Raw genomic sequence first — 22548 nt, forward strand, 5'->3', positions numbered from 1 at the left:
ATGAATTCGTGAGCTGCCCTCAATTCCGCGTCCTCGGTCCTATCCAGGTGACTGTTGACGGTGTAGTGCGGCAGTTGTCCAAGCGCCGGCACCGGGAGATCGTTGGGATACTTCTTTCTCTCCGGGGCGGGGTGATCTCCACCCAAGACCTCATCGCGGAACTCTGGGATGACGCACCCCCGGCTGGTGCGGTGGGAGCCGTCCGAACGTTCGTGGGTGAGCTTCGCCGAATCATTGAACCGAATCGTCTGCCGCGGAGTCCAGCCAAAGTCCTGGTAACTGTCGGCGATGGCTACTCATTGCGGTTGAGTGCCGACGCCGTTGATGCATGGCGCTTTGAAGCTGCCGTGGAATCAGCGGGAACGGCCCTGCCGGAGAAAGCAGACTCGGTGCTTTCGGCCGCGTTGGCTGAGTGGCAAGGCGAGGCTTTCGAAGAGTTCGCTGAGCGGCCGTGGTCGCGTTCCGTGAGAACAAGATTGGGCGATCTGCGGTTCTCTGCCGTTGAGCGCTGCGCCAACGCACGGCTCGCCGTTGGACGGGCGGACGAGGCCGTGCCGCTGCTCGAAGGGCAGGTAACGGCCGCGCCGTGGCGTGAAGAAGGGTGGGCTTTGTTGGCATTGGCTCTCTACCGCAGCCAACGACAAGGGGAGGCTTTGGCGGTCCTACGCACTGCGAGGATGCGCCTCAGACGTGATCTGGGGGTCGATCCCGGACCGGCGCTTTCAGCTCTGGAGATTCAGATCCTGCGGCGGGACCCGAATCTGGAGCTGCCCGAACCGACAGGGTTGGGCTTAACGGCAGCCGCATATTCCCGGAGTGGCACCAGGGCTCAACTCGAGGCTTCAAACGCGGTGCTGGGCAGCCTTGCGGTCACGGGTGACGTGAAGACTGCCCAGACACAGCGAATCGCCACGATTCGCGCGGCACAGTCGGTCGACGATGCCGAACTTACTGCCCGGATCATTGGCGGTTATGACATTCCGGGAATATGGACGCGCTCCGACAACCGGGAGGCCACAGAAGTCGTTGTTGCAGCTGCTGAACATACACTCGCTTCAACCGCGCGAATCTCTGACAGGACACGCGCCCGCCTGCTGGCCACCATCGCCATGGAATCACGCGGCACTGCCGACCGGCAGGCCGAAGCCCAAGAAGCAGAATCAATTGCCACGCGCCTCGGCGACGAACAACTTCATTGCTTCGCCCTCAGCGCCCGATTCATGCAGGAGTTCCACAGGACAGGCTTGGCAAAGGAGCGCGCTGACATCGGCGCCCAGCTGACAGCTCTAGCCATAAGCGCCGACTCACCCACCTTCGAAATCAACGGCCGCCTCATCCGCATGCAGGCCCTCTGCGCTCTGGACGACATCCCTGCGGCCAACGCCGAAGCCGACGCCGTGGACGAACTCGCCGCACGACACGAAAGACCGCTCGCAGCAGTATTTACCGGCCGGTTTAGGTCCGCTTTCATCGACGACAGCGACCCTCCGCTGCCAGATGCGATGCCTGGCTTCACTCATGGCCTGGCTGCTTTGACCAGATTCACTCGAGAAATGACCCAGGGATCGAACATAAGTGACGGCGACTTCGGGCCCTATGAGCCGTGGGTGCGGCCTCTACTCATGCTGCGGGCAGACCGACGTCAGGACGCGACCCATGCCCTCAGGACTTTGCCCGCGCCGCCCAACGATCTCTTGCTCGAGGTCACTTGGTGCGTAATAGCTCAAACCGCCGTAGAGCTCGGCGAAGCCGCGACCATTCAGCGGGCTTTTTCCGCTCTTGCTCCGGCCGGTGGAGAGCGAGCCGCGGGTAGCGGTGTTGTAGACCTCGGCAACGTGAAGCGGTTCCTGGAGCTGCTCGAGGCAGCTCCGAAAGGATAGGGGTTCAGGACCTTCCGCGAACCGCTGCTTTACAGAAGGGCTCCGCCGGAGACTTCGATGCGTTCGGCAGTAATCCAACGCATGTCATCGCTGACGAGTGAGGCGATGGCATCCCCAATTTCTTCCGGGTGGCCCACCCGTCCGAGTGCTGTCTGGGAGGCGAGCACCTTCCGAAGCTCGTTGTTGTCCCGCATGGCTCCTCCATTGAAGTCAGTAGCGCTAGGGCCCGGGGCGACCGCGTTGATGCGGATCTTCCGTGGCCCTAGCTCAAGGGCGAGACTCCTAGACAGAGCTTCCACCGCGGCTTTCGAGGCGGCGTAGGCCGAGGTTCCCGGGCTGGCATGACGGGTCAGCGACGTTGAAACGTTGACAATACGGCCGCCATCGGACATGAGGGGTACGAGTGTTTTGATCAGGAAGAACGTTCCTTTGAAATTGGTCCCAACAAGTGCGTCAAAGCTTTCTTCAGTGGTCTCTTCAAGAGTGCCGAACAGTCCGACTCCGGCGTTGTTGACGAGTACATCCAGCGTTTCCCGGTCCCAGCGTGACCGCAGAGATTCCTGCAACCCATCGGAGAAGCCTGGAAACGTCCCGATGTCAGTTATGTCGAGCGGTACTGCTATGGCGTCGCTTCCCGCGGACCGAATCTCATCGACGACGGCAGCTGCGGCTTCTGACCCGCTACGGTACGTCACTACGATTTTCGCGCCCTTGGACGCTAGAGCCAGCGCGGTACTGCGGCCCAGTCCCCTGTTTCCACCCGTCACCAGCGCAACAGTGTTCTTCATTGTCTTCCTCATTTTCTGCTAGAAGGTACATAAGTAAGTAGGTATTTACTTATATACTAAGGGTGAGATCGTTAACAGGCAACCAACAGGAAGGAAGGTCGATGGCGCAACGCGATGCGGAGGCAACGAAAGCCCGAATCCTTGAAGCGGCCGTGGAGGAATTTGCCAAGCATGGCCACGCCGGAGGGCGAATTGAGCGAATCTCCGCTAGCTCAGGCACTAATGTCCGCATGATTTACGCATACTTTGGCGGCAAGAGCGGACTGTTTGATGAGGCGCTGGCCGCCTCTCTTGGCGCCATGGCCGCGGCGGTCCCTCCTCGCGCCGAAGACCTTCCCGAGTGGGCCGGCGATCTCTTCGACTATCACCAGCGTGACCCCGCTGCACTTCGCCTCACCTTGTGGGCTCAGCTGGAGCGTCCCGAGGCGGCATCCGAACCCTTGCAGAGCTACATGGATAAGGCGTCGATGTTGTCCGGGACAGCCCCGGGGCCACTGACCGCCGTCGACCTTCTAGTGGTGATCTACGCGGTCGCCCAAGCGTGGCAGCTGGCCCCTCTCGGACTGCTGAAAGCGAATCACGCGGATCCCGGCAGCGCAGAGGCCATGGCTTCCTATCGGCAGGCAGTCATTTACACTGTCAGGCGCATTACCACCCCCGAGTCAGCTACCCCCGGAATTTCGCCCGCGTAAGAGAGGTTTCACGGGCCGATCGACCAACCAAAATCCACCGCCCTGTGCCGACCGGAAAAATGCCTATCCAACAGAGTCGAAGTACCCCAAAGCGGCTGCGTGACTGCTGAACTTCCTTGTAAACAGCTCGGAAGCCAACGAGTTGATCCAGGGTGGTCGTGGGATGCTCGGCAGGAGTTCCTCCAGGACCACATTTCCCGATGCGGCCGCGATCTCTCGGTGGGAGGCGGCATCGGCTTCCCCGAAGGCTGCCAAGTCATCGACACTTTTCTGCATCGCCTCCAAGTTGGCACGCATTCGTTGCAGGGCTTCGTCGTTGACCCTGAGTGCGGCCAGTTCCACGGCCTGGACTTCAAGGCCGCTGCGCAATTCGACTAGTTCGCGGGTCCGGGGATCCCCCAGCATGAGTCCCCAGCTAAGCGTTCGAAGCCATAGCTCGGAGACGCCGTCGCTTAGTTACCCGCCCCGGGCCTCACAACGACAATTCCGAGGATTTCCAAGGCCCCGAGGGCCTCTCGGATGCCGAAGGGCAAATCGGCGCGGTAGTCGCTACGCCGCACCCTCCAAGTTCCATGGCCACCGAGCAGTGATGATTCCGTGCTGTTCAACGAGCACGGGTAACAGTGCGCGAACACGCTAGAGCAACCCCCTGACACGTTCGATGGCATTACAGGCCGATCCAAAGAAGTGTGGACATTGTCCACACTTCTTATTGTGATCTACCACGAAAATGACGTTCCGGTCGCGAATCCGTTGGACATATACAAACCCGCACGACTAACCCCGTAAAGATCCCTACGGAGCCGTTGAAAGGTATCCACTTTGCGTGGGCGGCGCACTGCCGCAAAGCTGAGCTTTTGCTCGAAAACGCGCGCGCCTTCCACGATGTCCTGCCAGTTAGTGCCTAGGTGTACCGCTGGATTGACGTGGAATGAGGGTCGGCATGGAGCGCCGGATGAGCGGTTCCTTCCCGGGGTTGACGATGAGGTCGACGGCGGTGGCGGCGATTTGGTCCAAGGGAACGTGGACCGAGCTGAGGGGTGTGGGCAGCCGCGCTGAGAGGGGTGTGTCGTTATACCCGACGAGAGCGAGGTCCTCCGGTATGGTGACGCCGTTGCGGTGAGCTGCAGCCATAACGCCCATGGCGATGTTGTCGTTGGCTGCGAAGATCGCTGTAGGTCGGTGGCTGACGCCGAGGAGTTCATCACCGGCGGTGTAGCCGTTTTCGATGCCGTAACCCGCTGCAATCAGCCAATTGGCAGGTGCGTTGATGCCGGCTTCTTCCATGGCCCTGCGGGCTCCGGTGAGACGGGCCTTCCCGGAGGATGTGAAGTCAGGGCCAGTGACCACGGCTATGTCGCGGTGCCCCAGGTCGATGAGGTGTCGCACGGCCAGATAGCCGCCCACTTCGTCATCTCCGAGCGCTGATGGACTGATGCCGTCGGTACGCAGTACCAGGGCATGCGCTACCCGGCGCTCACGCAGAAGGAGGGGAAGTTTGTCGTCGAGCCGGGCCGTTGCCAGTATCAATCCGTCCACGTTACGGTCCAGCAGGGTTTCAGCTGCGCGGCGTTCCTCATCAGGGTCATCCCCGCTGGTGGCAACCATGGCGAAGTAGCCACGGGAGGCGGCAGCTTTTTCGAGTTCTTCGAACATCAAGGCCATGACGGTGTCGCTCAGGCGAGGGACGAGGACGCCCAAGGTCCGGGTCTCTCCGCGGCGAAGGCTGGAGGCGAATGAGTTCCTCCGGTACCCGAGCTCCTCGGCTACCCTCCGGACGTTCACTGCGGCGGCGGACCGGGAGGTGGTCCGCTCATCGAGGGCGCGACTGGCCGTGGAGATGCTCACACCACTGGCCGCTGCGACGTCCTTTAGTGTGACGACGTTGCCGGGGGCGTCCGGTTCCATGGCGTTTCTCCTAGTCGGCAAAGGTGTTACAGACACTCTAATCCTCCTGACTTGCAAACGTTCCCTTGACAGTGAGCTGCGACACGTGCAAACTTGAAAACGTTCCCGCAAACGTTCCCACAGATGCGGAACTGCCAACATCAATGAAGACAAGAGGTAGCTGTAATGACACTCGATCTCCGCGGACTCAGCCCCGCCCCTGTAACCCCTTTCACCGAAGATGGCGCTGTCGACTTCGCTGCGATCCAGCGTTTGGGTTCGTGGCTGGGATCGATTGAGGGCGTGAAAAGCCTGGTAGTCCTGGGACATGCTGGCGAAGGCACGTTCCTTACTGAAGAGGAACAGTTGGACGTCATTCGCGCCTTCGTGGCATCCACTGACGGTCGCATCCCGGTGGTAGCTGGTATTACCAAGGAGGGCAACAAGACTGCGGCCCTCGAAGCGAAGAAGGCAGTGGAAGCCGGCGCGTCTGCGGGCCTGGTCTATCCCTCGCATGGGTGGCTGCGTTTCGGATACCAGAACGGCGCTCCCCAATCGCGCTACAAGGAAATCTACGAAGAGTCCGGCCTGCCGCTGATCCTCTTCCAATACCCGGACAACACCAAGGCCACCTACGATCTGGACACCCAATTGGACATCGCGGGCCAGGAAGGCGTGTTCGCCACGAAGAACGGCGTCCGCAACATGCGCCGTTGGTACACCGAAATCCCTGCACTGCGCGCCGCGTACCCCGAGTTGCAGGTGCTCTCCTGCCATGACGAATACCTGCTGCCGACCATGTTCGACGTCGACGGTCTGCTCGTCGGCTACGGCAACATCGCCCCCGAGCTGCTCATCGAACTGATCGAAGCCGGCAAGGCACAGGATTACGCGCGCGCCCACGCCATCCACGAGCGACTCCTTCCCGTGACCAAGAGCGTCTACCACCGCGGGTCGCACATGGAGGGCACCGTCGCCTTGAAGTGGGGTCTGGTGAACCGGGGCATCCTGGATCACGCCACCGTGCGCACGCCACTGCTGCCCCTGCCCGAAGGTGCCGATGCAGAAATCGCGGAAGCCTTCGCCGCAGCAAACATCGGCAAGGTCACAGCCAACGTCTGACGACCACAGGGTGCGTGCGGCGAAGGCGAACTGCACGCACCCTGGTTCCGCCACCGCCCACGTTGATACGCGGGCAATCGGCCACTTCGGTGGGCCGCCCACCCGACATTGAGGTCGGGATTAATGAAGTCAAAGAAGACTGAGCGGGAGAATAGTCCCGTGGAAGGAGGGCGCGCCGTGATTGAGCATACGAAGACGCCTAGCACCTCACGTACCCCGGGCGCCGAATTGGGGAATCTACCCCCCAATAGTGTCCGGACCGGTGCCGAGACCCGAAAGACCCGCCGATCCTTCTGGGGCCAATTTGCCCTGATCGGCCCAGCCTTCGTCGCCGGCGCCTGGCAGTTCGGACCCGGTAACCTTGCCACCGCCGTCCAGGCTGGCAGCGGCTACCAATACACCCTGATCTGGGTGATCGTTGTTTCCACCATCCTGATGATTTTCCTGACCGACATGAGCGTGCGTCTGGGTATCAAGTCACCGGTGTCGTTGATCCAGTCGATCAAAGACCACCTCGGCAATAAGGTCGGGGTGATCGCCGGCATCGGCGTCTTCCTGGTCACCTTGTGCTTCTCGGTCGGCAACGCCGTGGGCCTCGGCCTCGGCGCGTCAATGCTCCTCGGCGGATCACCGGTGATGTGGACCATCATCGGCACCGCCATGGTGGCCACCATCCTCCTCTTCCGCAACGTCTACCGGGTCATAGAGAAGGTTCTGGTGGTGATGGTCGGCGTCATGGCAATTGCTTTCGTCACATCGGCCTTCATCGCGAACCCTGACTGGGCCGCGGCAGCATCCGGCTTAATTCCCCGCGTTCCCGGCGATGCCTGGTTGCTGGTCATCGCCCTTGTCGGCACCAACTTCTCAGTGAACGCCGCCTTCTACACCTCCTACGGCACCAAGGAGCGCGCACGCAGCGAGGCAGACTACCGCGACATCACCATGGTGGATACGATTCCGGGAATCGTTGCCCCCGGCATCATGACCTCCCTCGTGATCGTCGTGGCCGCCTCCGTACTCGGTGCCACGGGCCAGGCAGCAGCAACCATGGGTCAGCTCGGCAGCATCTTCGAACCCCTCGCCGGCCCTATCGGCACCGCGATCTTCGCCATCGGGTTCACCGGCGCCGCTTTCTCCGCCATGACAGCCAACTGCACCGCAGGAGGCACCATGCTCTCCGACGCGCTCAACCGGCGCGGCACCAAAGGCATCACTTCCGGCACCCAGAAACTGATCAGCGCCATCATCCTCGCGTTCGGCCTCACCATCACCGTTATCTTCCAGACCTCACCGGTGCAGGTCATCGTCATTGCCCAAGCGCTGACAATCCTGGTCGCACCCCTGCTGGCCACGCTGATCGTGGTCATGGCGAACCGCCGCGAACTGATGGGTTCGCTGCGCAACAAGTGGTGGCAAAACCTGCTGGGCGTGGTGGGCCTCCTCGCAGTACTCGCCCTCTCCATCCGACTGATCCTCAACTTCGTGGCCGGCTAACCCGACCACCCCATAGGCCCGCACCAAGCACCAGCACACAAGAAAGTGCCCCTACCCAAAAAGGTGGGGGCACTACTCGTATCCTCGAAAACAGTCTTCCAAGGATCGCCTGGTCGGTGACCCTTGTTCAGTGGTGCAACTCCTGGTCAGTGATGCAGCTGCATGCGTTGGAGGACAGTGGCGGATATTTCTTCCACGGACATGGACGCGGAGTTGACGTAGGGGATGTTGTTGGCCTGGTACATGTCCTCGGCATTACGCAGCTCAAAGGCGCACTGATTCAGTGAGGCGTAGTTGCTGCCCGGGCGGCGTTCCTGCCGGATCTGGCTGAGGCGGACGGGCTGGGAGGTCAGCCCGAAACATTTGCTCGCGAAAGGCAGCAAGGGTTTCGGGAGCGTCATGGTGTCGAAGTCTTCCTCCACCAGGGGGAAGTTCGCGGCGAGGATGCCGTGTTGCAGGGCCAGGTACATGGTGGTGGGAGTTTTCCCGCACCGCGACGGGGCGATGAGTATCAGCTCGGCGCGTTCGAGCGCCCGAAGCGACTGACCGTCGTCGTGCTCTATCGCGTATTCGACGGCGGCCATGCGGGATTGGTAGCGGACGGCGTCACCCACGCCGTGGGCCTGGCCGGGCTTGCCGTTGGCCTGCGCGCCAAGGGTCTGTTCGAGTTGTCCGATGTGCGTGCCGAACAAGTCGAAGAACTGCCCGCGGCTCCGGGAAAGGATGGCACGGATGTCCTGCCCCACAGCAGTGGAAAAGATGATCGGCGGGGAACCACTGTCCGCGACCCGGTCGATCAGTGCCACCACCTCACGCGCTTGCTCGCTGGTGGTGATGAACGGGATGGTGCGCCGTTCCAGCCGCTGGCCCGGAAACTGCGTCAGCAGCGTGTTGCCCAGCGTTTCAGCGGTGATCCCGGTGCTGTCGGAAAGGAAGAACACCGTGGGGGCAGGCGAGGAGCCCGCCCCCGCGGTGGTGTGGTCTGCCATTTAGGCGGTGGTGCTGGTGGTACGTGTGGTGCGGGCCAGGCGCAGCCAGGTCTCGGTTACGGCATCGGGGTTCAGCGAAATCGAACTGATGCCCTGTCCGAGCAGCCACTCGGCAAAGTCCGGGTGGTCGCTGGGACCCTGGCCGCAGATTCCCACATAGCGGCCCTTGGCGCGGCACGCCGTGATCGCCATTTCCAGCAGTTTGGTCACGGCCGGATTCCGCTCATCGAAGCCCTCAGCAACCAGGGCGGAGTCACGATCCAGTCCCAGGGTGAGCTGGGTGAGGTCGTTGGAGCCAATGGAGAAACCATCGAAGTACTCCAGGAACTCATCGGCCAGGAGTGCGTTGGCCGGCAGTTCGCACATCATCACGATCTCCAGCCCATCCTCGCCCCGGCGGAGCCCATTGGCAGCGAGGAGTTCTATCACACCGCGGGCCTCGTCCAAGGTCCGGACGAACGGGACCATCAGCTTGATGTTGCTCAGGCCCATCTCGTTGCGGACGTACTTCAAGGCTTCGCACTCGAGTTCGAACGCTTGGCGGAAGGACGCCGACAGGTACCGGGAGGCGCCACGGTACCCGATCATCGGGTTCTCCTCCTCCGGTTCGAAAGCCGGACCGCCGATGAGGTTGGCGTACTCGTTGGACTTGAAGTCCGAGAGCCGGATGATGACCGGTTCCGGCGCGAACGCCGCCGCGATGGCGCCGATGCCTTCGGCCAGGCGGCGGACATAGTAATCACGGGGACCATCGTAAGCGGCGGTCTTTTCCTGGATTTGCCGGACGGTGTAGTCATCCAAGGCAGCCGGGCGCTCGATTTCGCCTGCCACCGCCAACAAGGCGTTGGGGTGGACCCCGATCTGCCGGTTGATGATGAACTCCAAGCGGGCCAGGCCCACGCCATGGTTGGGGAGCCTGGAGAAGCTGAACGCCTGTTCCGGGGTACCCACGTTCATCATGATCTTCACCGGAGCTTCCGGCATGGTCTCCACGCTGGTCTCGTGCAATGAGTACTCGAGCAAACCCTCATAGACCAGACCGGCCTCACCCTCAGCGCAGGACACCGTGACCGGGGCCCCGTCTTTGAGGATCTGGGACGCATACCCGGTACCGACAACGGCGGGAATACCCAGCTCCCGGGCAATGATCGCTGCGTGGCAGGTCCGTCCGCCACGGTCGGTGACAATAGCGGCGGCCTTCTTCATGATCGGTTCCCAGTCCGGATCCGTCATGTTCGCCACCAGGACATCACCCTCTTGGAAGGAGGCCATCTGATCGATCGAGGTCAGCACCCGAACCTGCCCGGCACCGATCCGCTGACCGATCGCTCGGCCTTCCACCAACACCGTGGAACGTTCCGTGAGCGTGTACCGGGACGTGGTCCCGGCGGCCTTCCGGGACTCGACGGTTTCCGGACGAGCCTGAAGAATGTACAGCTCACCATCCACACCGTCCTTACCCCACTCGATATCCATCGGACGGCCATAATGTGCCTCGATGGCTACCGCGTGCCGGGCGAGTTCCTGGACTTCGGCATCGGTCAGGCTGAAACGGCTCCGCAAATCCTGCGCTACCGGAACGAAGTCAACGGTCCTGCCAACTTCCTCCGAAGCCGTGTAGATCATCTGCACGGCTTTCTCCCCCAAACCGCGCTTGAGCACGGCCGGACGACCGGCTGCCAGGGCCGGCTTGTAAACATAGAACTCGTCCGGGTTCACAGCACCCTGGACCACGGCCTCCCCCAGCCCATACGAGGACGTAATGAACACAGCGTCCGTGAAGCCGGTTTCGGTGTCCATGGTGAACATCACGCCAGAGGCGCCGACGTCGGAACGCACCATCCGCTGAATTCCGGCCGACAGCGCAACTTCAGAATGCGTGAAGCCGTGATGCACCCGGTAGGCGATGGCCCGGTCGTTATACAGGGAAGCGAACACATCCTTGATGGCCAGGAGAATGTTGTCGATGCCACGGATGTTCAGGAACGTCTCCTGCTGACCGGCAAACGATGCATCCGGTAGGTCCTCAGCCGTGGCGCTGGAACGCACCGCCCACGACACATCCCCGCCATGTTCCTGCGTAAGGCGCTCATAAGCGGTCCGGATGTCTCCTTCGAATCCGGCCGGGAACGGTGTTTCACGAATCAAGGTGCGAATGTCCTGGCCAACTTTGGCCAAAGCAGTGACGTCGCTGCTGTCCAAGCCTTCCAGGATGCCTTCGATCCGGGCATCCAACCCGGACTCCGCCAGAAAACGCCGGTAAGCGTCCGCCGTCGTCGCGAATCCGCCCGGAACTTTCACGCCGGCGCTGGCGAGATTCCGGACCATTTCCCCAAGCGATGCATTTTTGCCGCCAACCTGGTCAAGGTCGGACAAGCCAAGCTCAGAAAACCAAAGAACGTTAGTCATAAATTGTGTCCTCCATTGGGCACGCTCTGACAAGCGCTAAAAAAACTAGGTCATGCAAGGATCAAGGCACCAGCTCAGTGGAAGCAAATAGATGTGACTCGCGCAACATACCCGCGAAGTAACGAAAGGTCATCAAACTTGTGCTCCGCCCATGCCAACGACCACGGGCAGGTACGAAACCAGCAACCCGCTCGGCTGCATCAACGACGTCCAATCACTGCAGGGTAAAGACCCGCCCGCTCAACGGCAGTCAGTTGAGTAGCGCTACGCCGAACTCAGCGACGACGGCCCGCAATTCCCCGAGGTAGCGCTGCGCTTGGTCGGTGAGCGGGATCGAGGCGTGGCCGATCCAGCCGATCTCGATGCGTTCGTCAACGTCAAGCGGGATGGCGACGATTTCCGGGTCGAGCTGCCCGCTGATGATGCCCGTCGAGATCGTGTAGCCGTGGAGCCCGATCATGAGGTTGAAGATCGTGGCACGGTCAGAGACCCGGATCTCCTGCTTACTGGACAAGGTGGAGAGAATCTCCTCGGCGAAGTAAAAGGAGTTGTTCGCACCTTGATCGAAAGTTAGCCGCGGCAAACCGGCGAGATCGTCGAGAGTTGCACGCTCTTTTGAGGCGAGCGGGTTCTTCCGTGAGATGAAGATGTGCGGATCGGCGAGGAAGAGCGGAGTGAACGCGAGCCCGGACTCCCGGAGCAGTTTGTCGATGACCTTCCGGTTGAAATCGTTCCGGTAGAGGATGCCTATCTCGCTGCGGAGCGTCCGGACATCCTCGATGATGTCCCAAGTACGGGACTCACGCAGCGAGAACTCGTATTCGGCCACATCAGAGGCCTTAACCATCCGAACGAAGGCGTCCACCGCGAACGAGTAGTGCTGCGTTGACACCCCGAGCAGACGTCGCCGCGGTGGCCTGCCAAGGTAGCGCTGCTCGAGGAGAGCGAACTGCTCGACGACCTGCCTCGCGTAGCCGAGGAACTCAACCCCGTCTGCGGTGAGGGTGACTCCGCGGGCGGAGCGAAGCAGGAGCTCACGGCCAACCCGGGCCTCAAGATCCTTCATCGAGGCGGACATTGTTGGCTGCGCTACGTAGAGAAGATCGGCGGCCGCGGAGATCGACCCCTCAGCTGCAACTTCTATGAAGTAACGGAGCTGCTGCAGGGTCAATCCGCTCGAAATCTGGGGCATAGGCAAATTCTATATGAATGCATAGTAACCACTAGTTACCTGATACCCGTCGGAAGGCTGCACCATGGAGACATCACCTTCTGAAAGGCCGTCTCCGGCCCATCAACGGATTGGCAGCACATGGCAGACGACTTCACCTTCAGCATCACCACCACCCCTTTCGACGAGGACTACTCCCCGTCAGAAGGCTCCCGGATCACCACGAATTTCGCCAACCTGGCACGAGGCGAGCACCGCCAGGAGAACCTCCGCAACGCCTTGACCATGATTCGACGCCGCTTCAACGATCTCGCAAGCTGGGACAACCCGGACCGGGACCGTTACACGCTCGAGCTTGAGATTGTCTCCGTGCAGATTGAGTTCACTGCAGAAGGTACGGATCGGCAGTTCCCCCTGTTCGAAGTTCTCGACATCCAGATCGTTGACCAACTCAACGGGGTCCGCCACCAGGGGATCGTGGGAAACAACTTCTCCTCCTACGTCCGCGACTTCGACTTCAGCGTGGTTCTGCCAGCGGCAGCAGCGGAGTCGGGCAAGCCCACCGTTCCAGAGGACTTCGGCGATCTGCACGGCAAACTGTTCCAGCAGTTCCTCGATTCCTCCGCCTGCCAGGAACGCTTCCCGCAGCCGCCAGTGGTGTGCATCAGCGTCTCCACGAGCAAGACGTACCGGCGGACGGAGAACCATCACCCGGTCCTGGGCGTCGAGTACTCCCAGGACGAGTTCTCGCTGACTGACGCGTACTTCGCGAAGATGGGGCTGCAGGTTCGCTACTTCATGCCACGCGGCAGCGTTGCGCCGCTCGCCTTCTATTTCCGCGGCGACCTGCTCAACGACTACTCCAACCTGCAGCTCATCGGCACCATCAGCACCATGGAGACCTTCCAGAAGATCTACCGCCCCGAGGTTTACAACGCGAACTCCGCCGCCGCCGTCGTCTACCAGCCGAGCCTGGGAGAGCAGGATTTCTCGCGGACCCAGATTGCTTACGACCGCGTCGAGCGCAGTCAACTCGCGATCACGCAGGCGAAGTACACGGAGGAACACTTCATCACGCCCCACAAGGACCTACTGGACCAGTGGACCGCCAGATACCCCGCTCTCGTCAACTGACCCACGGAGAATCGTCAATCATGAACACACTTTTGCCCACCACCGTTGTCGGTAGCCTGCCGAAACCATCGTGGCTCGCACAGCCGGAGACGCTGTGGTCCCCGTGGAAACTGGAGGGAGATGCGCTGCTCGAGGCCAAGCAGGATGCGCTGCGCATCGCCATCCACGAACAGAGCCGACGCGGCATCGACATCGTCAGCGACGGCGAACAAACCCGGCAGCACTTCGTCACCACCTTCATCGAGCACCTCAGCGGGGTGGACTTTGAACAGCGCAAGACCGTGCGCATCCGCGATCGCTACGACGCCAGCGTGCCCACCGTCGTCGGGGCGGTGCGCCGCGAGCAGCCGGTATTCGTCGAAGACGCAAAGTTCCTCCGCGCAACCACCGACCGGCCGATCAAATGGACTCTTCCCGGCCCCATGACCATGGTGGACACCCTCTACGATGACCACTACAAGAGCCGCGAGAAGCTGGCCTGGGAGTTCGCTACCATCCTGAACCAGGAGGCGAAGGAACTCGAGGCGGCCGGCGTGGACATCATCCAGTTCGACGAGCCCGCGTTCAACGTCTTCCTCGACGAGGTCAAGGACTGGGGCGTGGCTGCGCTTGAGCGAGCGGCAGAAGGGCTGCGTGCGGAGACCGCTGTGCATATCTGCTACGGCTACGGAATCAAGGCGAACAATGACTGGAAGGCGACGCTCGGCTCACAGTGGCGGCAGTATGAGGAAACGTTCCCGCTGCTGCAGAGCTCCAGCATCGACATCATCTCGCTGGAATCCCAGAACTCCCACGTGCCCATGGACCTGATCGAGCTCCTCCGCGGCAAGAAAGTCATGCTCGGTGCAATCGACGTCGCAAGCGAGACCATCGAGACCCCGGAGGAGGTCGCCGACACCCTCCGCAAGGCCCTGCAATTCGTAGACGCTGACAAGCTCATCGCCAGCTCCAACTGCGGCATGGCACCGTTCCCCCGGGACGTCGCCCTGGCCAAGCTGAGTGCTCTCAGTGCAGGGACGGGAATCGTTCGCGAGGAACTTGAACGCTCCGCCCCCAAGGTGTAGCGATGTTTCACGCCTATCCCACAGACACTTGGCTCGGGGCTCCGAAGAAAACTTTCACTCAGTCCCTCCCGGCCGACGACTTCAAAGCACTGTTCCGGGGCCACCCCGGAGGTGTCGCCGTCATCACGGCCGATGCCGGCGAAGGGCCAGTGGCGCTGACGGTATCGTCGGTGGTGTCAGTGAGTGCGGAACCTCCATTGCTGATCTTCTCGGTCTCGGCACTGTCCTCCTCGTCCGAGGTTCTCTCGCGCGCCGAAACCGTCGTGGTGCACCTGCTGGACGCGCACGACGTCGACCTGGCGAAGTTTGGAGCGACCCCCGGCGCCGACCGCTTTGACCAGACCCACCACTGGTCGGCCCTTGAAACCGGCGAGGCGGTGTATGAGGATGTCCGCGCCTGGGTGCGCTGCGCCGTCATCAATCGCATGGAGGTAGGGACCTCGACCATCATCGCCGTTCACGCCCTGGAGTCGCGCGTCATGCGTGACGTCCAAGCGGGCGAACCCGGCGACGCTCTGGTCTACCACAACCGTTCCTGGCACCGCTTGGGCGAGCACTCCAAGCTTGAGGGCTGAGCGCCGCGCCAACAATGCGAGGCGGCAAGCCGAACGGCCCACGACGGCGGGAGGTAACTCCCGCCGTCGTCCTCGTTTAACATCGGCGTCCATCGACGTCTGAAACTCCTGCCCAGCGGAAAGTTGGCCGCGTCCCCCTAGGGCCGATTGCCGGCCATCTGCCGCTAAGAGTCTTCCGCCGTCTTAGCACGCACCGTCAGCGTGCCGGCCAGATCTACGTCACTGCCGGAGCCCGTGACGCCGGCCTGCGAAAGAAGGGTGGCTCCGAAGGCTGCGCTCCAAAACGTCCTGGTTTCCACAAGCATGGGGCGCTGCACTTCCCATTGCCGTTGCTTCAGAAGGCGGCCAAGGTAGCGCTCAGACTGGCGGAACAGCAGATTCAGATGCTGGTCCACCACTGCAGCGAGGGCCGGCCGGGATGTCCCCACAGCCAAGGCACGCACCACCAGCGGCATCGATGGGAGCATCAGCGCCGCGCGAGCCATGTTCCTACGGAACGATTCGGGACATCCGGCGCTGTGGCCGATCGCTTCCACGCGCTCCGCATCGTGGAGCAATGCAAGGAAGGCTGCGTGGATGAAGAGCGAGTCCTTGGAACCGAAGTAGTAGGTCACTTGGTTGGGAAATACTCCGGCATCGGTGGCTATGGCCGCCACGCTCACTTCAGCGGAGGGGGTGGCGAGGTAGAGCTTTACCGCGCTGTCCAAGATCCTGCCCCTGGTCGTGTGGCCACGGGCTTGGGATGGGCCACCCGGTTGAGGTTTGCCCTTGCGCTCTACGGTCATGAGGGAAGCTCTGCGGTCATAAGCAAAATTGTACATCATACAACTATCTGGATATCTTGTATGACATACAAGAAAAAGGAGTTGCTATGAGGGCACGAGATATCGCTGTGACAGGAATGGGCGCCACCACGCCGTTGGGAGGCACCGTCGAGAGCACCTGGACCGCCCTTCTTGAGGGTGTTTCAGCGGTTCGCGACGTCGGGCAGGAGATGTTGCGGGACAGCGGACTCCCGGTCACCATCGCCGCACCCATGGCTACCGACCCCGCCACAGAACTTGCCGCCGTCGAAGCCAAACGACTGGACCGGGTTCAGCAAGCCGCCATGGTTGCCGCGGCGGAAGCCTGGGCGGATGCCGGTTCACCCCAAGTGGACGGCACCCGGCTGGCCGTAGCCATCGGAACAGGCGTGGGCGGAATCGGCACACTACTCCGCGAGGACGACACCCTGGAGAACCGCGGACAGCGCCGCGTCTCCCCACGCGCCGTACCTATGCTCATGGCCAACGGACCCGCCGCGGCGGTGAGCATCCGCTATGGCGCCAAGGCGGGTTCCTACACCCCGGTCTCAGCGTGTTCCTCCGGCGCCGAGGCAATCGCCCTGGCCGCCAGGCTGATCCGCTCCGGCGAAGCTGATGTCGTCATTGCCGGCGGCGCCGAAGCCGCCATTACGCCCTTCACCGTCGCCGCCTTCCTGCAAACGAGGGCCCTCTCAACCCTCACCGCAGACCCGGCTTCCGCATCACGCCCCTTCGCCTCCGACCGCGACGGCTTCGTCCTCGGCGAGGGAGCAGGCATCGTTGTACTCGAAAGCGCCGAACACGCCACGGCCCGCGGCGCCACCGTCCATGCGGTCCTGCGTGGAGTGGGAATCGCCTCCGATGCCTTCCACATGACGGCACCGGCGGACGATGGCGAAGGCCAGATCACCGCCATCACCAAAGCCCTCAACGACGCCGGCATGAACGCTGCGGAGGTGGGTCACGTCAATGCCCACGCCACAGGCACCACCCTTGGCGACCTTGCTGAGGCGAAAGCCATCAGGGCCATCTTCAGCGACACCATCCCCGTAACTGCACCCAAAGCATCCCTTGGACACCTCTTCGGGGCCGCCGGCGCTGTCGAAGCCATCATCGCTGCCCGGAGCGTTGCGCAGGGGATCATCCCTCCCACCCGCAACCTCCATCCCGGAAACGTGGACCCGGAGATCGGACTGGACCTCGTTACCGAACAGCGTCACATCAGCAAACAGCGCCACGGAACACCTCCCACAGCACTGTCCAACTCCTTCGGATTTGGCGGCCAGAACGTCAGCCTGATCTTCAGCAAGAATCAGTGAGGGGCGCGTCCAATCGCCTCAAGCCGTCGCCGTAGGCGTACAAAGGATCCAGAGTGCCGCCTGGAACATCGCTCTGGGATTCGAGGACAGCCTCAATCGACCGGGGCAGGTCGAAGGGAAGTCGGCCTTCGGGATTGACGGCCCCGGTCAGCACCCGCACGAGGGCTTCGTCGGAGACCCCGAATGTCGCCAAGATTGCCGAACAGTGCGGTTCCAGCGGCGTAAGGATGGCAGGTCGGTCCAGGTTGACCACAAGAACCACCGGTACTTGGGCCGCAAGCTCTTCGATACGTGCCACGGTTACGGCATCGAACTCGAGGCTTCCCGCGTGGAACATGGCCTCAAGGAACAGCTCATTGCGTGGCTCGTAAGGGGCATCAAGACGGACAATCGCCATGTCCGCTTCAACCGGAGTCGCTGCAACACGAGCATCATCCGCGAGGGCCTCAGGGGTATGCCGTGCCCGAGGTGGGACTCGAACGGGATTCCAGGCCTTGGAAACACTGGGAAGTCGCGGAAACATACGGAATGCGGGGCAGTTCGGTGGCTGTACGAGGGAGTTCGAGACGAAAGGTGTGGACATTGTCCACACCTCCTTTTCACGCGATCGAGACCGAAATACGGGGACTCGACACGTCCCGCGCACTCAAAGACTCCGCCGGGACGGCGTTACCTCCTCTGCAAATTAATGGCTGGATGGCGCCTCTGAGTCCGCGTGAAGCCTCCGGCCAGGATGAGGCCCCGCCCTCCGGAGCATGACTCCTGCTGGGCGGCAGAACACCCCGCACGCGACGGCACTCTTCCCTACAGAACGCTGAATAACTCGACACAGTGGGAGCACCTCCTTCATCTGTACATGGCCAAAGCGGCACCAAGGAGCATGACCAAGCCCTTCCGGACAGTCCCCCATAGCGTCCAATATCGGCGCTGGCGGGTCATGAAGTCTCAGTCGTCTCACTCTGCAACGGGTCCGACTCTTCGAGTGCGGCCACAACGCGGGTTGAAGAGCTACTTAATAACAACTGGGTTGACCGGTGCACCCGAGCCGCCCACGATCTTCATAGGAGCGGCGGTGTAGAGGAAGGTCCATTGCCCGTCAGAGGAGCAATCATCGGCAAGTTTATCCAAGGCGATAATTTCCGTAAATGCGATGCCGAGGTTTCGCATGAGCGCATTGTGGAGCGGAAGGTCAACTCCGCTGACCGGGTCGCGGGTGACCTCGTTGCCGATGGTATCAGTGACTAGGTTGGGTATTTCCATATCTCGGAACCACTCCACTAGCTGCGGGGAGTAGGTCAGCCCAGGTTCTAGGAAGTCACGGTAGAACTCCGTTTCCTCCGTTTTGTAATAGGAGCCGATCCACCCTGTGCGAATAAGAAGTATGTCGCGTTTCTCGATGGTGACACCCTGCGCTGATGCAGCAGCCATCAGGTCCTCGTAAGAGAAGGTTTCGCCTCTTTCCAATGCCGGTTTGCCCCGAAAGCGCGCCATGTCGACGAGGATGCCCCTTCCCACGATTCCGCGTTCTGCTATGGGGAAGATGCTGGCCTTCTTCAGGCTCCCGATTGTTGTCTCGGCTGCAAACCCATTGTAAATCTCTTCGCCGTACCACATGTGCCCCAAAGCGTCGTACTGGCTGGTTCCCTGAAGGTACATCGTGATCACATCATCGGCATATTCAACGTCGCCATTGAAGCTGGGCCCTGTTCCACTGAGGAAATCGCCCCGATCCATGACGTTAGTCCTCACCGCGGCTTTTCGGCCCGGCCAGATTGGATCACCTTCTGGATTGCCAATCGGAATGGCCAGAGTAAAACTCTTCCCGGAGCGGATTTCCGCCGCACCGCGCCGCGCTTCTTCAACGGTAAGGTAATTCAATGAGCCAACTTCATCGTTGGGTCCCCACTTGCCCCAATTCTTCGGTGAATCACGTAGTAGCTCATGCATTGTGGGCGTGCCCGGGGTTTCCTGAACCTCAGTCATCACTAACTCCTTTCGGTTACTCGGGTCTTATGCACTAATTGCGGAAGAGATTCTTAGTTGTCTGCGAGCTGGATTCAGGCAACTTGAAAATCGAAGAACCGTCTCCATCAAAGGTCATTTTGCGGCCGTACCCGTCGATCCATAACCAAAAATACGTGGCATCATCACCTATATTTTCGACTGTGGCTCTTAGGAGCGGCGACCCAGGGACCTGGACGAGCACCCTGTCGCCCTCGTTGAGATGTACCCAATCGTCAAAGTCCAATTGGCAAACATGGTGGTCCCCGGTTGAGTGCTCATCCGGGAGTCTATTGTTGGTTTCCATGACGGTCGATCCGATTTCAGTGGCGGCCGCTGGCTCCTCTGACGGTCAGCTCGTACTGATCAGTCAGGATTGAAGCTGCCTACGGCCATCTCTCGAGCAAAATTACATCAGTGGGCAGGCGCGATGGCCTGGCCCACTGATGTGTTTAGGACCAGCTTTTGATGAACTCAAGAACTGCTGAGTCAACCTCGGCGGGCTTTGACGCACTCAGGAAGTGATGGCCGCCTTCGATGACCTCCAGCCGGACCTCCGGCGAACCAGTGAACATAGTTATTTCTTTTTCTGCGTTGGCCACGGAATAGACCTTGTCCTCTGAACCGTGCAACCACAGCACGGGTGAACTAATGTCACGCAGTCGTCCATGAAGCCCGTCGCGATCCCTGAGGTTAATGGTGCTGAGCAACAGCCGTCGGCGACCTCCGTCTCCGGAGTAGTTAGCACGGTAGGTAGCAAGCCAAAATTCGCGTTCGTCAGCTGAGAGTCCGCCCAGAGCCGCGTCAAAAGTGTCATCGACGAACTGCTCCGGTACCACCCATTCGTCCGGTACCGGATCTGCGAAGGCCTCGATGAAGGGCGTGCAAAATTCCGGGGCATCCCAACATCCGAGCTGCCGGCTATGGAGAGTCTCTGAGTCCATGGACGAGCCCAGCGGAATGATTCCCCGGACTAGTTCCGGTGCCAACAACGCCATGCGGGCGGCTATCCATCCACCCTGTGACGTCCCCAGCACGAAGGCCTTGTCAATACCTAACGCAGCAAGGGCCTGCAGGTTGGCAACTGCGCTGTCCCAGTACGTGAAGTGCTGGTAGGACGCTCGTGTACGGCCGTGGCCGTAGGGTTCAAGTGCCAGGAGGTTTACAGCCGATGTAAGAGCGGCGTTGGCGAACTGGGGCCTATAGAGCTCAGCCGATGTGGTGTAGGAATTGATCAGCACCAATGTGGGTAGTTCCGGATGGTATTGACCGCTCAGTGTGTATCCAACCACTGATCCGCCAAGGTGCGGGACGCTTACGGTCTGCTCGATCTTTCTCATCTGCCTATCACTTTCTTTCCTGTTGTTAGACCCGTTGGCCGGAGACGGTGCCCCGTGCCAGTGATACGGGATGTCATGCTGGTTCTTGGCTCGGTACCGATTCCGCATCTGTCAGTGCAGAAGTTTCCTCTGTCACTTCGGTTCGGGCCCGGGCGGCACGGAAAAGGCTGCCGACTCTGGCCAGCTCCGCGTCGCTGCTTCGACGGGTGAAACTGACCAGGACGTAAACAATCAGATTGACGATCAACCCAACCAAACCTGCTCCAAACCCTCCGAGCCAGGGAATTGCGCCTCCTGTGTGCATGTACGGAATGGTCAGGGCCAGTGCTATCACTGTGCCGATAAGAAGCCCCGCGATGGCTCCATCCTTGTTTCCGCGGCGCCAGATCAGTCCACCGAAGATCGGGACAGCCAGCTGGATGATCGCCTGGTAGGCAAGCTGGGCCACTCCGGCCAGGTTTGACCACCCGTAGATTTGATTTGCGATGACTGCTGCAATGATGGCGGCGCCAGCCATGGATCCTTTGGCCAGATAAAGTTCCTGCTTATCGCTCAGAGGCCGAATCACACCGACTATGTCGTTGGCAACCTGCGTCCCAAGAGACTGTGTGACCCCGTCAACAAATCCCATGCTGGCCGCAAAAACTATGAGCAACGCAAAGGCAAGCAGCCACGTTCCACCAGCGTCTTGAGTGAGAGCGAAGAATGCCGACAACGGATCCGCCGATGCAAGAGACATGGGCGCGGCGCAAAGTGCGACAGCCATAAGCAACACAAAGAAAACAAACCCGATCACCATGGCTTGGAGGGAGCCCTTCTTAACTTCCCGCACACTCCCGGCTGTATAAATCCGGGTGAAAATCATGGGCCAGCACAAGCTGCCGATGATCCCTGAAGCGACGATTCCGAAATAGAACCATTCGCCGCTTTCTGAACCATAGCCTGGGAGGCTGAGCTGCGCGGTGGTGAGCTGTTCAAGATTGGACAAGCCGCCGAAGTAGAAGATCAGCAGGCCCAAGCACAGAACGGCAGAACCGATGTATGCCACGATCCCCTGGACCATGTCGGTGACGATCAGTCCACGCATGCCCATTTGCACAGTCCAGAACTGGCGAACTACGAGCACTGCGATGCCGATTAGGATCGAGACTTCGAAGGAGAGGTTTCCCAGAGAAGCCCATTGGATGACCGCGCCCATGGCAATGAGTCCGAGGATCAGCCAAGGAAGTAGTGCAACAACGCTGATGGCGCTGCTAAGCAGTTTCAGGCCAGGGCTGTTGTAGCGCAGCGACAACAGGTCTGACTGAGTGCGCAAGTCGAACTGTTTTCCCCATTTCCACACCGGTCGAGCTATGAAGTACATGGCGAGAACGCCCAAGGTGGAGTAGACGAGGAAATAGAGTCCAATGACACCACTGATGACGGCAAATCCAAAGACTGCCGTGAATGTGGAGCCGGGCCACCAAGAATTGGTGTAAGCCATTGAAACGAACCAGCTGGAGAACGATCTCTCGCCCACCGCATAGCTGCTGAAGCTTGAGACGCTGCGGTTTTGCTTGGACTTGTGCAGCACGAGGACGATAAGCAAAAAGAATGCTGCGAGGACTCCGAAAGTGATCAGCATCAGTCCAACTCCCCGCGTCGTCCCTCAACGCGCCACAGCCCGTAACCCACCAGGATGGGTGCGGCTGAAACCAAGAGGAGATACCAGATGGAGCCGGGCACGCCGGCAACCAGCGCGTGTTCTTCAGAAAGTGCAATGTACAGCGGCGGCGCCAAGGCCAGCACGAAAATCAGGGTGAACAGCGTGCCGAAAAGAAGATTAGTAGAGGACCGCCTGTGAATCTCTGCGCGTTCCATGATGCCTCACTTAGGACTAT

The 22548-nt window shown here is 60.8% G+C and carries 20 protein-coding genes; 8 read left to right on the forward strand and 12 right to left on the reverse strand.

Going from position 1 to position 22548, the window contains the following annotated elements; genetic code table 11:
* The first annotated feature begins 8 nt into the window (after positions 1-8).
* Positions 9-1880 carry a BTAD domain-containing putative transcriptional regulator gene (locus tag ACIQH5_RS02720; RefSeq protein ID WP_400400052.1) on the forward strand — a complete coding sequence of 624 codons (1872 nt, stop codon included), beginning with the start codon at positions 9-11 and terminating at the stop codon, positions 1878-1880.
* A 29-nt stretch (positions 1881-1909) separates the two neighbouring features.
* Here ACIQH5_RS02720 and ACIQH5_RS02725 read toward each other — a convergent pair whose 3' ends face one another.
* The gene (locus ACIQH5_RS02725) at positions 1910-2668 is read right to left on the reverse strand and encodes an SDR family NAD(P)-dependent oxidoreductase (RefSeq protein ID WP_400400053.1); all 759 of its coding nucleotides are present in this window, start codon (positions 2666-2668) and stop codon (positions 1910-1912) included.
* Between the two features lie 101 nt (positions 2669-2769).
* Between ACIQH5_RS02725 and ACIQH5_RS02730 the strand changes: the two genes are divergently transcribed.
* A complete protein-coding gene (locus tag ACIQH5_RS02730) occupies positions 2770-3360 on the forward strand; it encodes a TetR family transcriptional regulator (RefSeq protein WP_400400055.1) in 591 nt (196 codons plus the stop codon).
* Positions 3361-3423: 63 nt separating this feature from the next.
* Here ACIQH5_RS02730 and ACIQH5_RS02735 read toward each other — a convergent pair whose 3' ends face one another.
* Entirely contained in the window at positions 3424-3765 is a 342-nt protein-coding gene (locus ACIQH5_RS02735) for a FadR/GntR family transcriptional regulator (RefSeq protein ID WP_400400056.1), read from the reverse strand.
* A gap of 492 nt (positions 3766-4257) precedes the next feature.
* On the reverse strand, positions 4258-5268 hold the full coding sequence (locus tag ACIQH5_RS02740; protein ID WP_400400057.1) for a LacI family DNA-binding transcriptional regulator: 1011 nt from the start codon (positions 5266-5268) through the stop codon (positions 4258-4260).
* Positions 5269-5433: 165 nt separating this feature from the next.
* On the opposite strand from ACIQH5_RS02740, the gene ACIQH5_RS02745 reads away from it, so the two are divergent.
* Both ACIQH5_RS02745 and ACIQH5_RS02750 read left to right on the forward strand, forming a co-directional pair.
* Complete coding sequence (locus ACIQH5_RS02745) at positions 5434-6369, forward strand: dihydrodipicolinate synthase family protein (RefSeq protein WP_400400059.1); 936 nt, start codon at positions 5434-5436, stop codon at positions 6367-6369.
* Between the two features lie 177 nt (positions 6370-6546).
* Entirely contained in the window at positions 6547-7863 is a 1317-nt protein-coding gene (locus ACIQH5_RS02750; RefSeq protein WP_400400060.1) for an Nramp family divalent metal transporter, read from the forward strand.
* A gap of 146 nt (positions 7864-8009) precedes the next feature.
* On the opposite strand, the gene ACIQH5_RS02755 is transcribed toward ACIQH5_RS02750, so the two are convergent.
* From ACIQH5_RS02755 to ACIQH5_RS02765, 3 genes are all read right to left on the reverse strand, one after another.
* Entirely contained in the window at positions 8010-8852 is an 843-nt protein-coding gene (locus ACIQH5_RS02755; protein ID WP_400400061.1) for a pyruvate, water dikinase regulatory protein, read from the reverse strand.
* Positions 8853-11261 (reverse strand): phosphoenolpyruvate synthase, encoded by a 2409-nt coding sequence (gene ppsA / locus ACIQH5_RS02760; RefSeq protein WP_400400062.1) that lies wholly within the window; start codon positions 11259-11261, stop codon positions 8853-8855.
* Positions 11262-11511: 250 nt separating this feature from the next.
* Positions 11512-12453, reverse strand: a complete 942-nt coding sequence (locus ACIQH5_RS02765) for a LysR family transcriptional regulator (protein ID WP_400400064.1) — start codon at positions 12451-12453, stop codon at positions 11512-11514.
* 120 nt (positions 12454-12573) lie between these two features.
* On the opposite strand from ACIQH5_RS02765, the gene ACIQH5_RS02770 reads away from it, so the two are divergent.
* The 3 genes from ACIQH5_RS02770 to ACIQH5_RS02780 are packed head-to-tail and all read left to right on the forward strand — an operon-like array spanning position 12574 to position 15205.
* Positions 12574-13566: a DUF1852 domain-containing protein gene (locus ACIQH5_RS02770; RefSeq protein ID WP_400400065.1), complete on the forward strand. Its 993-nt coding sequence runs from the start codon at positions 12574-12576 to the stop codon at positions 13564-13566.
* 20 nt (positions 13567-13586) lie between these two features.
* Positions 13587-14630 (forward strand): methionine synthase, encoded by a 1044-nt coding sequence (locus ACIQH5_RS02775; protein ID WP_400400067.1) that lies wholly within the window; start codon positions 13587-13589, stop codon positions 14628-14630.
* 2 nt (positions 14631-14632) lie between these two features.
* Positions 14633-15205 (forward strand): flavin reductase family protein, encoded by a 573-nt coding sequence (locus tag ACIQH5_RS02780; RefSeq protein ID WP_400400069.1) that lies wholly within the window; start codon positions 14633-14635, stop codon positions 15203-15205.
* A gap of 164 nt (positions 15206-15369) precedes the next feature.
* Here the strand turns inward: ACIQH5_RS02780 and ACIQH5_RS02785 are convergent, their stop codons facing one another.
* Positions 15370-15912, reverse strand: coding sequence for a TetR/AcrR family transcriptional regulator C-terminal domain-containing protein (locus ACIQH5_RS02785; protein ID WP_400400071.1), 543 nt, complete (start codon positions 15910-15912; stop codon positions 15370-15372).
* Positions 15913-16076: 164 nt separating this feature from the next.
* Between ACIQH5_RS02785 and ACIQH5_RS02790 the strand changes: the two genes are divergently transcribed.
* Positions 16077-17327: a beta-ketoacyl-[acyl-carrier-protein] synthase family protein gene (locus tag ACIQH5_RS02790; protein ID WP_400400073.1), complete on the forward strand. Its 1251-nt coding sequence runs from the start codon at positions 16077-16079 to the stop codon at positions 17325-17327.
* Here the strand turns inward: ACIQH5_RS02790 and ACIQH5_RS02795 are convergent.
* The 5 genes from ACIQH5_RS02795 to ACIQH5_RS02815 all read right to left on the reverse strand — a co-directional run bounded on the left by ACIQH5_RS02795 (position 17311) and on the right by ACIQH5_RS02815 (position 22528).
* Entirely contained in the window at positions 17311-17910 is a 600-nt protein-coding gene (locus ACIQH5_RS02795) for a glycoside hydrolase family 3 C-terminal domain-containing protein (RefSeq protein ID WP_400400075.1), read from the reverse strand. The genes ACIQH5_RS02790 and ACIQH5_RS02795 overlap by 17 nt on opposite strands.
* A 425-nt stretch (positions 17911-18335) precedes the next feature.
* On the reverse strand, positions 18336-19310 hold the full coding sequence (locus ACIQH5_RS02800) for a cyclase family protein (RefSeq protein ID WP_400400077.1): 975 nt from the start codon (positions 19308-19310) through the stop codon (positions 18336-18338).
* Between the two features lie 470 nt (positions 19311-19780).
* On the reverse strand, positions 19781-20668 hold the full coding sequence (locus ACIQH5_RS02805) for an alpha/beta fold hydrolase (protein WP_400400079.1): 888 nt from the start codon (positions 20666-20668) through the stop codon (positions 19781-19783).
* Between the two features lie 73 nt (positions 20669-20741).
* Positions 20742-22292, reverse strand: coding sequence for a sodium:solute symporter (locus tag ACIQH5_RS02810; RefSeq protein WP_400400081.1), 1551 nt, complete (start codon positions 22290-22292; stop codon positions 20742-20744).
* Positions 22292-22528: a hypothetical protein gene (locus ACIQH5_RS02815; RefSeq protein WP_400400083.1), complete on the reverse strand. Its 237-nt coding sequence runs from the start codon at positions 22526-22528 to the stop codon at positions 22292-22294. Before ACIQH5_RS02815 ends, ACIQH5_RS02810 begins: the two co-directional genes overlap by 1 nt.
* Positions 22529-22548 lie beyond the last annotated feature (20 nt).

Origin of the sequence: Paenarthrobacter sp. NPDC091711 (assembly GCF_044756605.1) — a bacterium.
Taxonomy (GTDB): Bacteria; Actinomycetota; Actinomycetes; order Actinomycetales; family Micrococcaceae; genus Arthrobacter.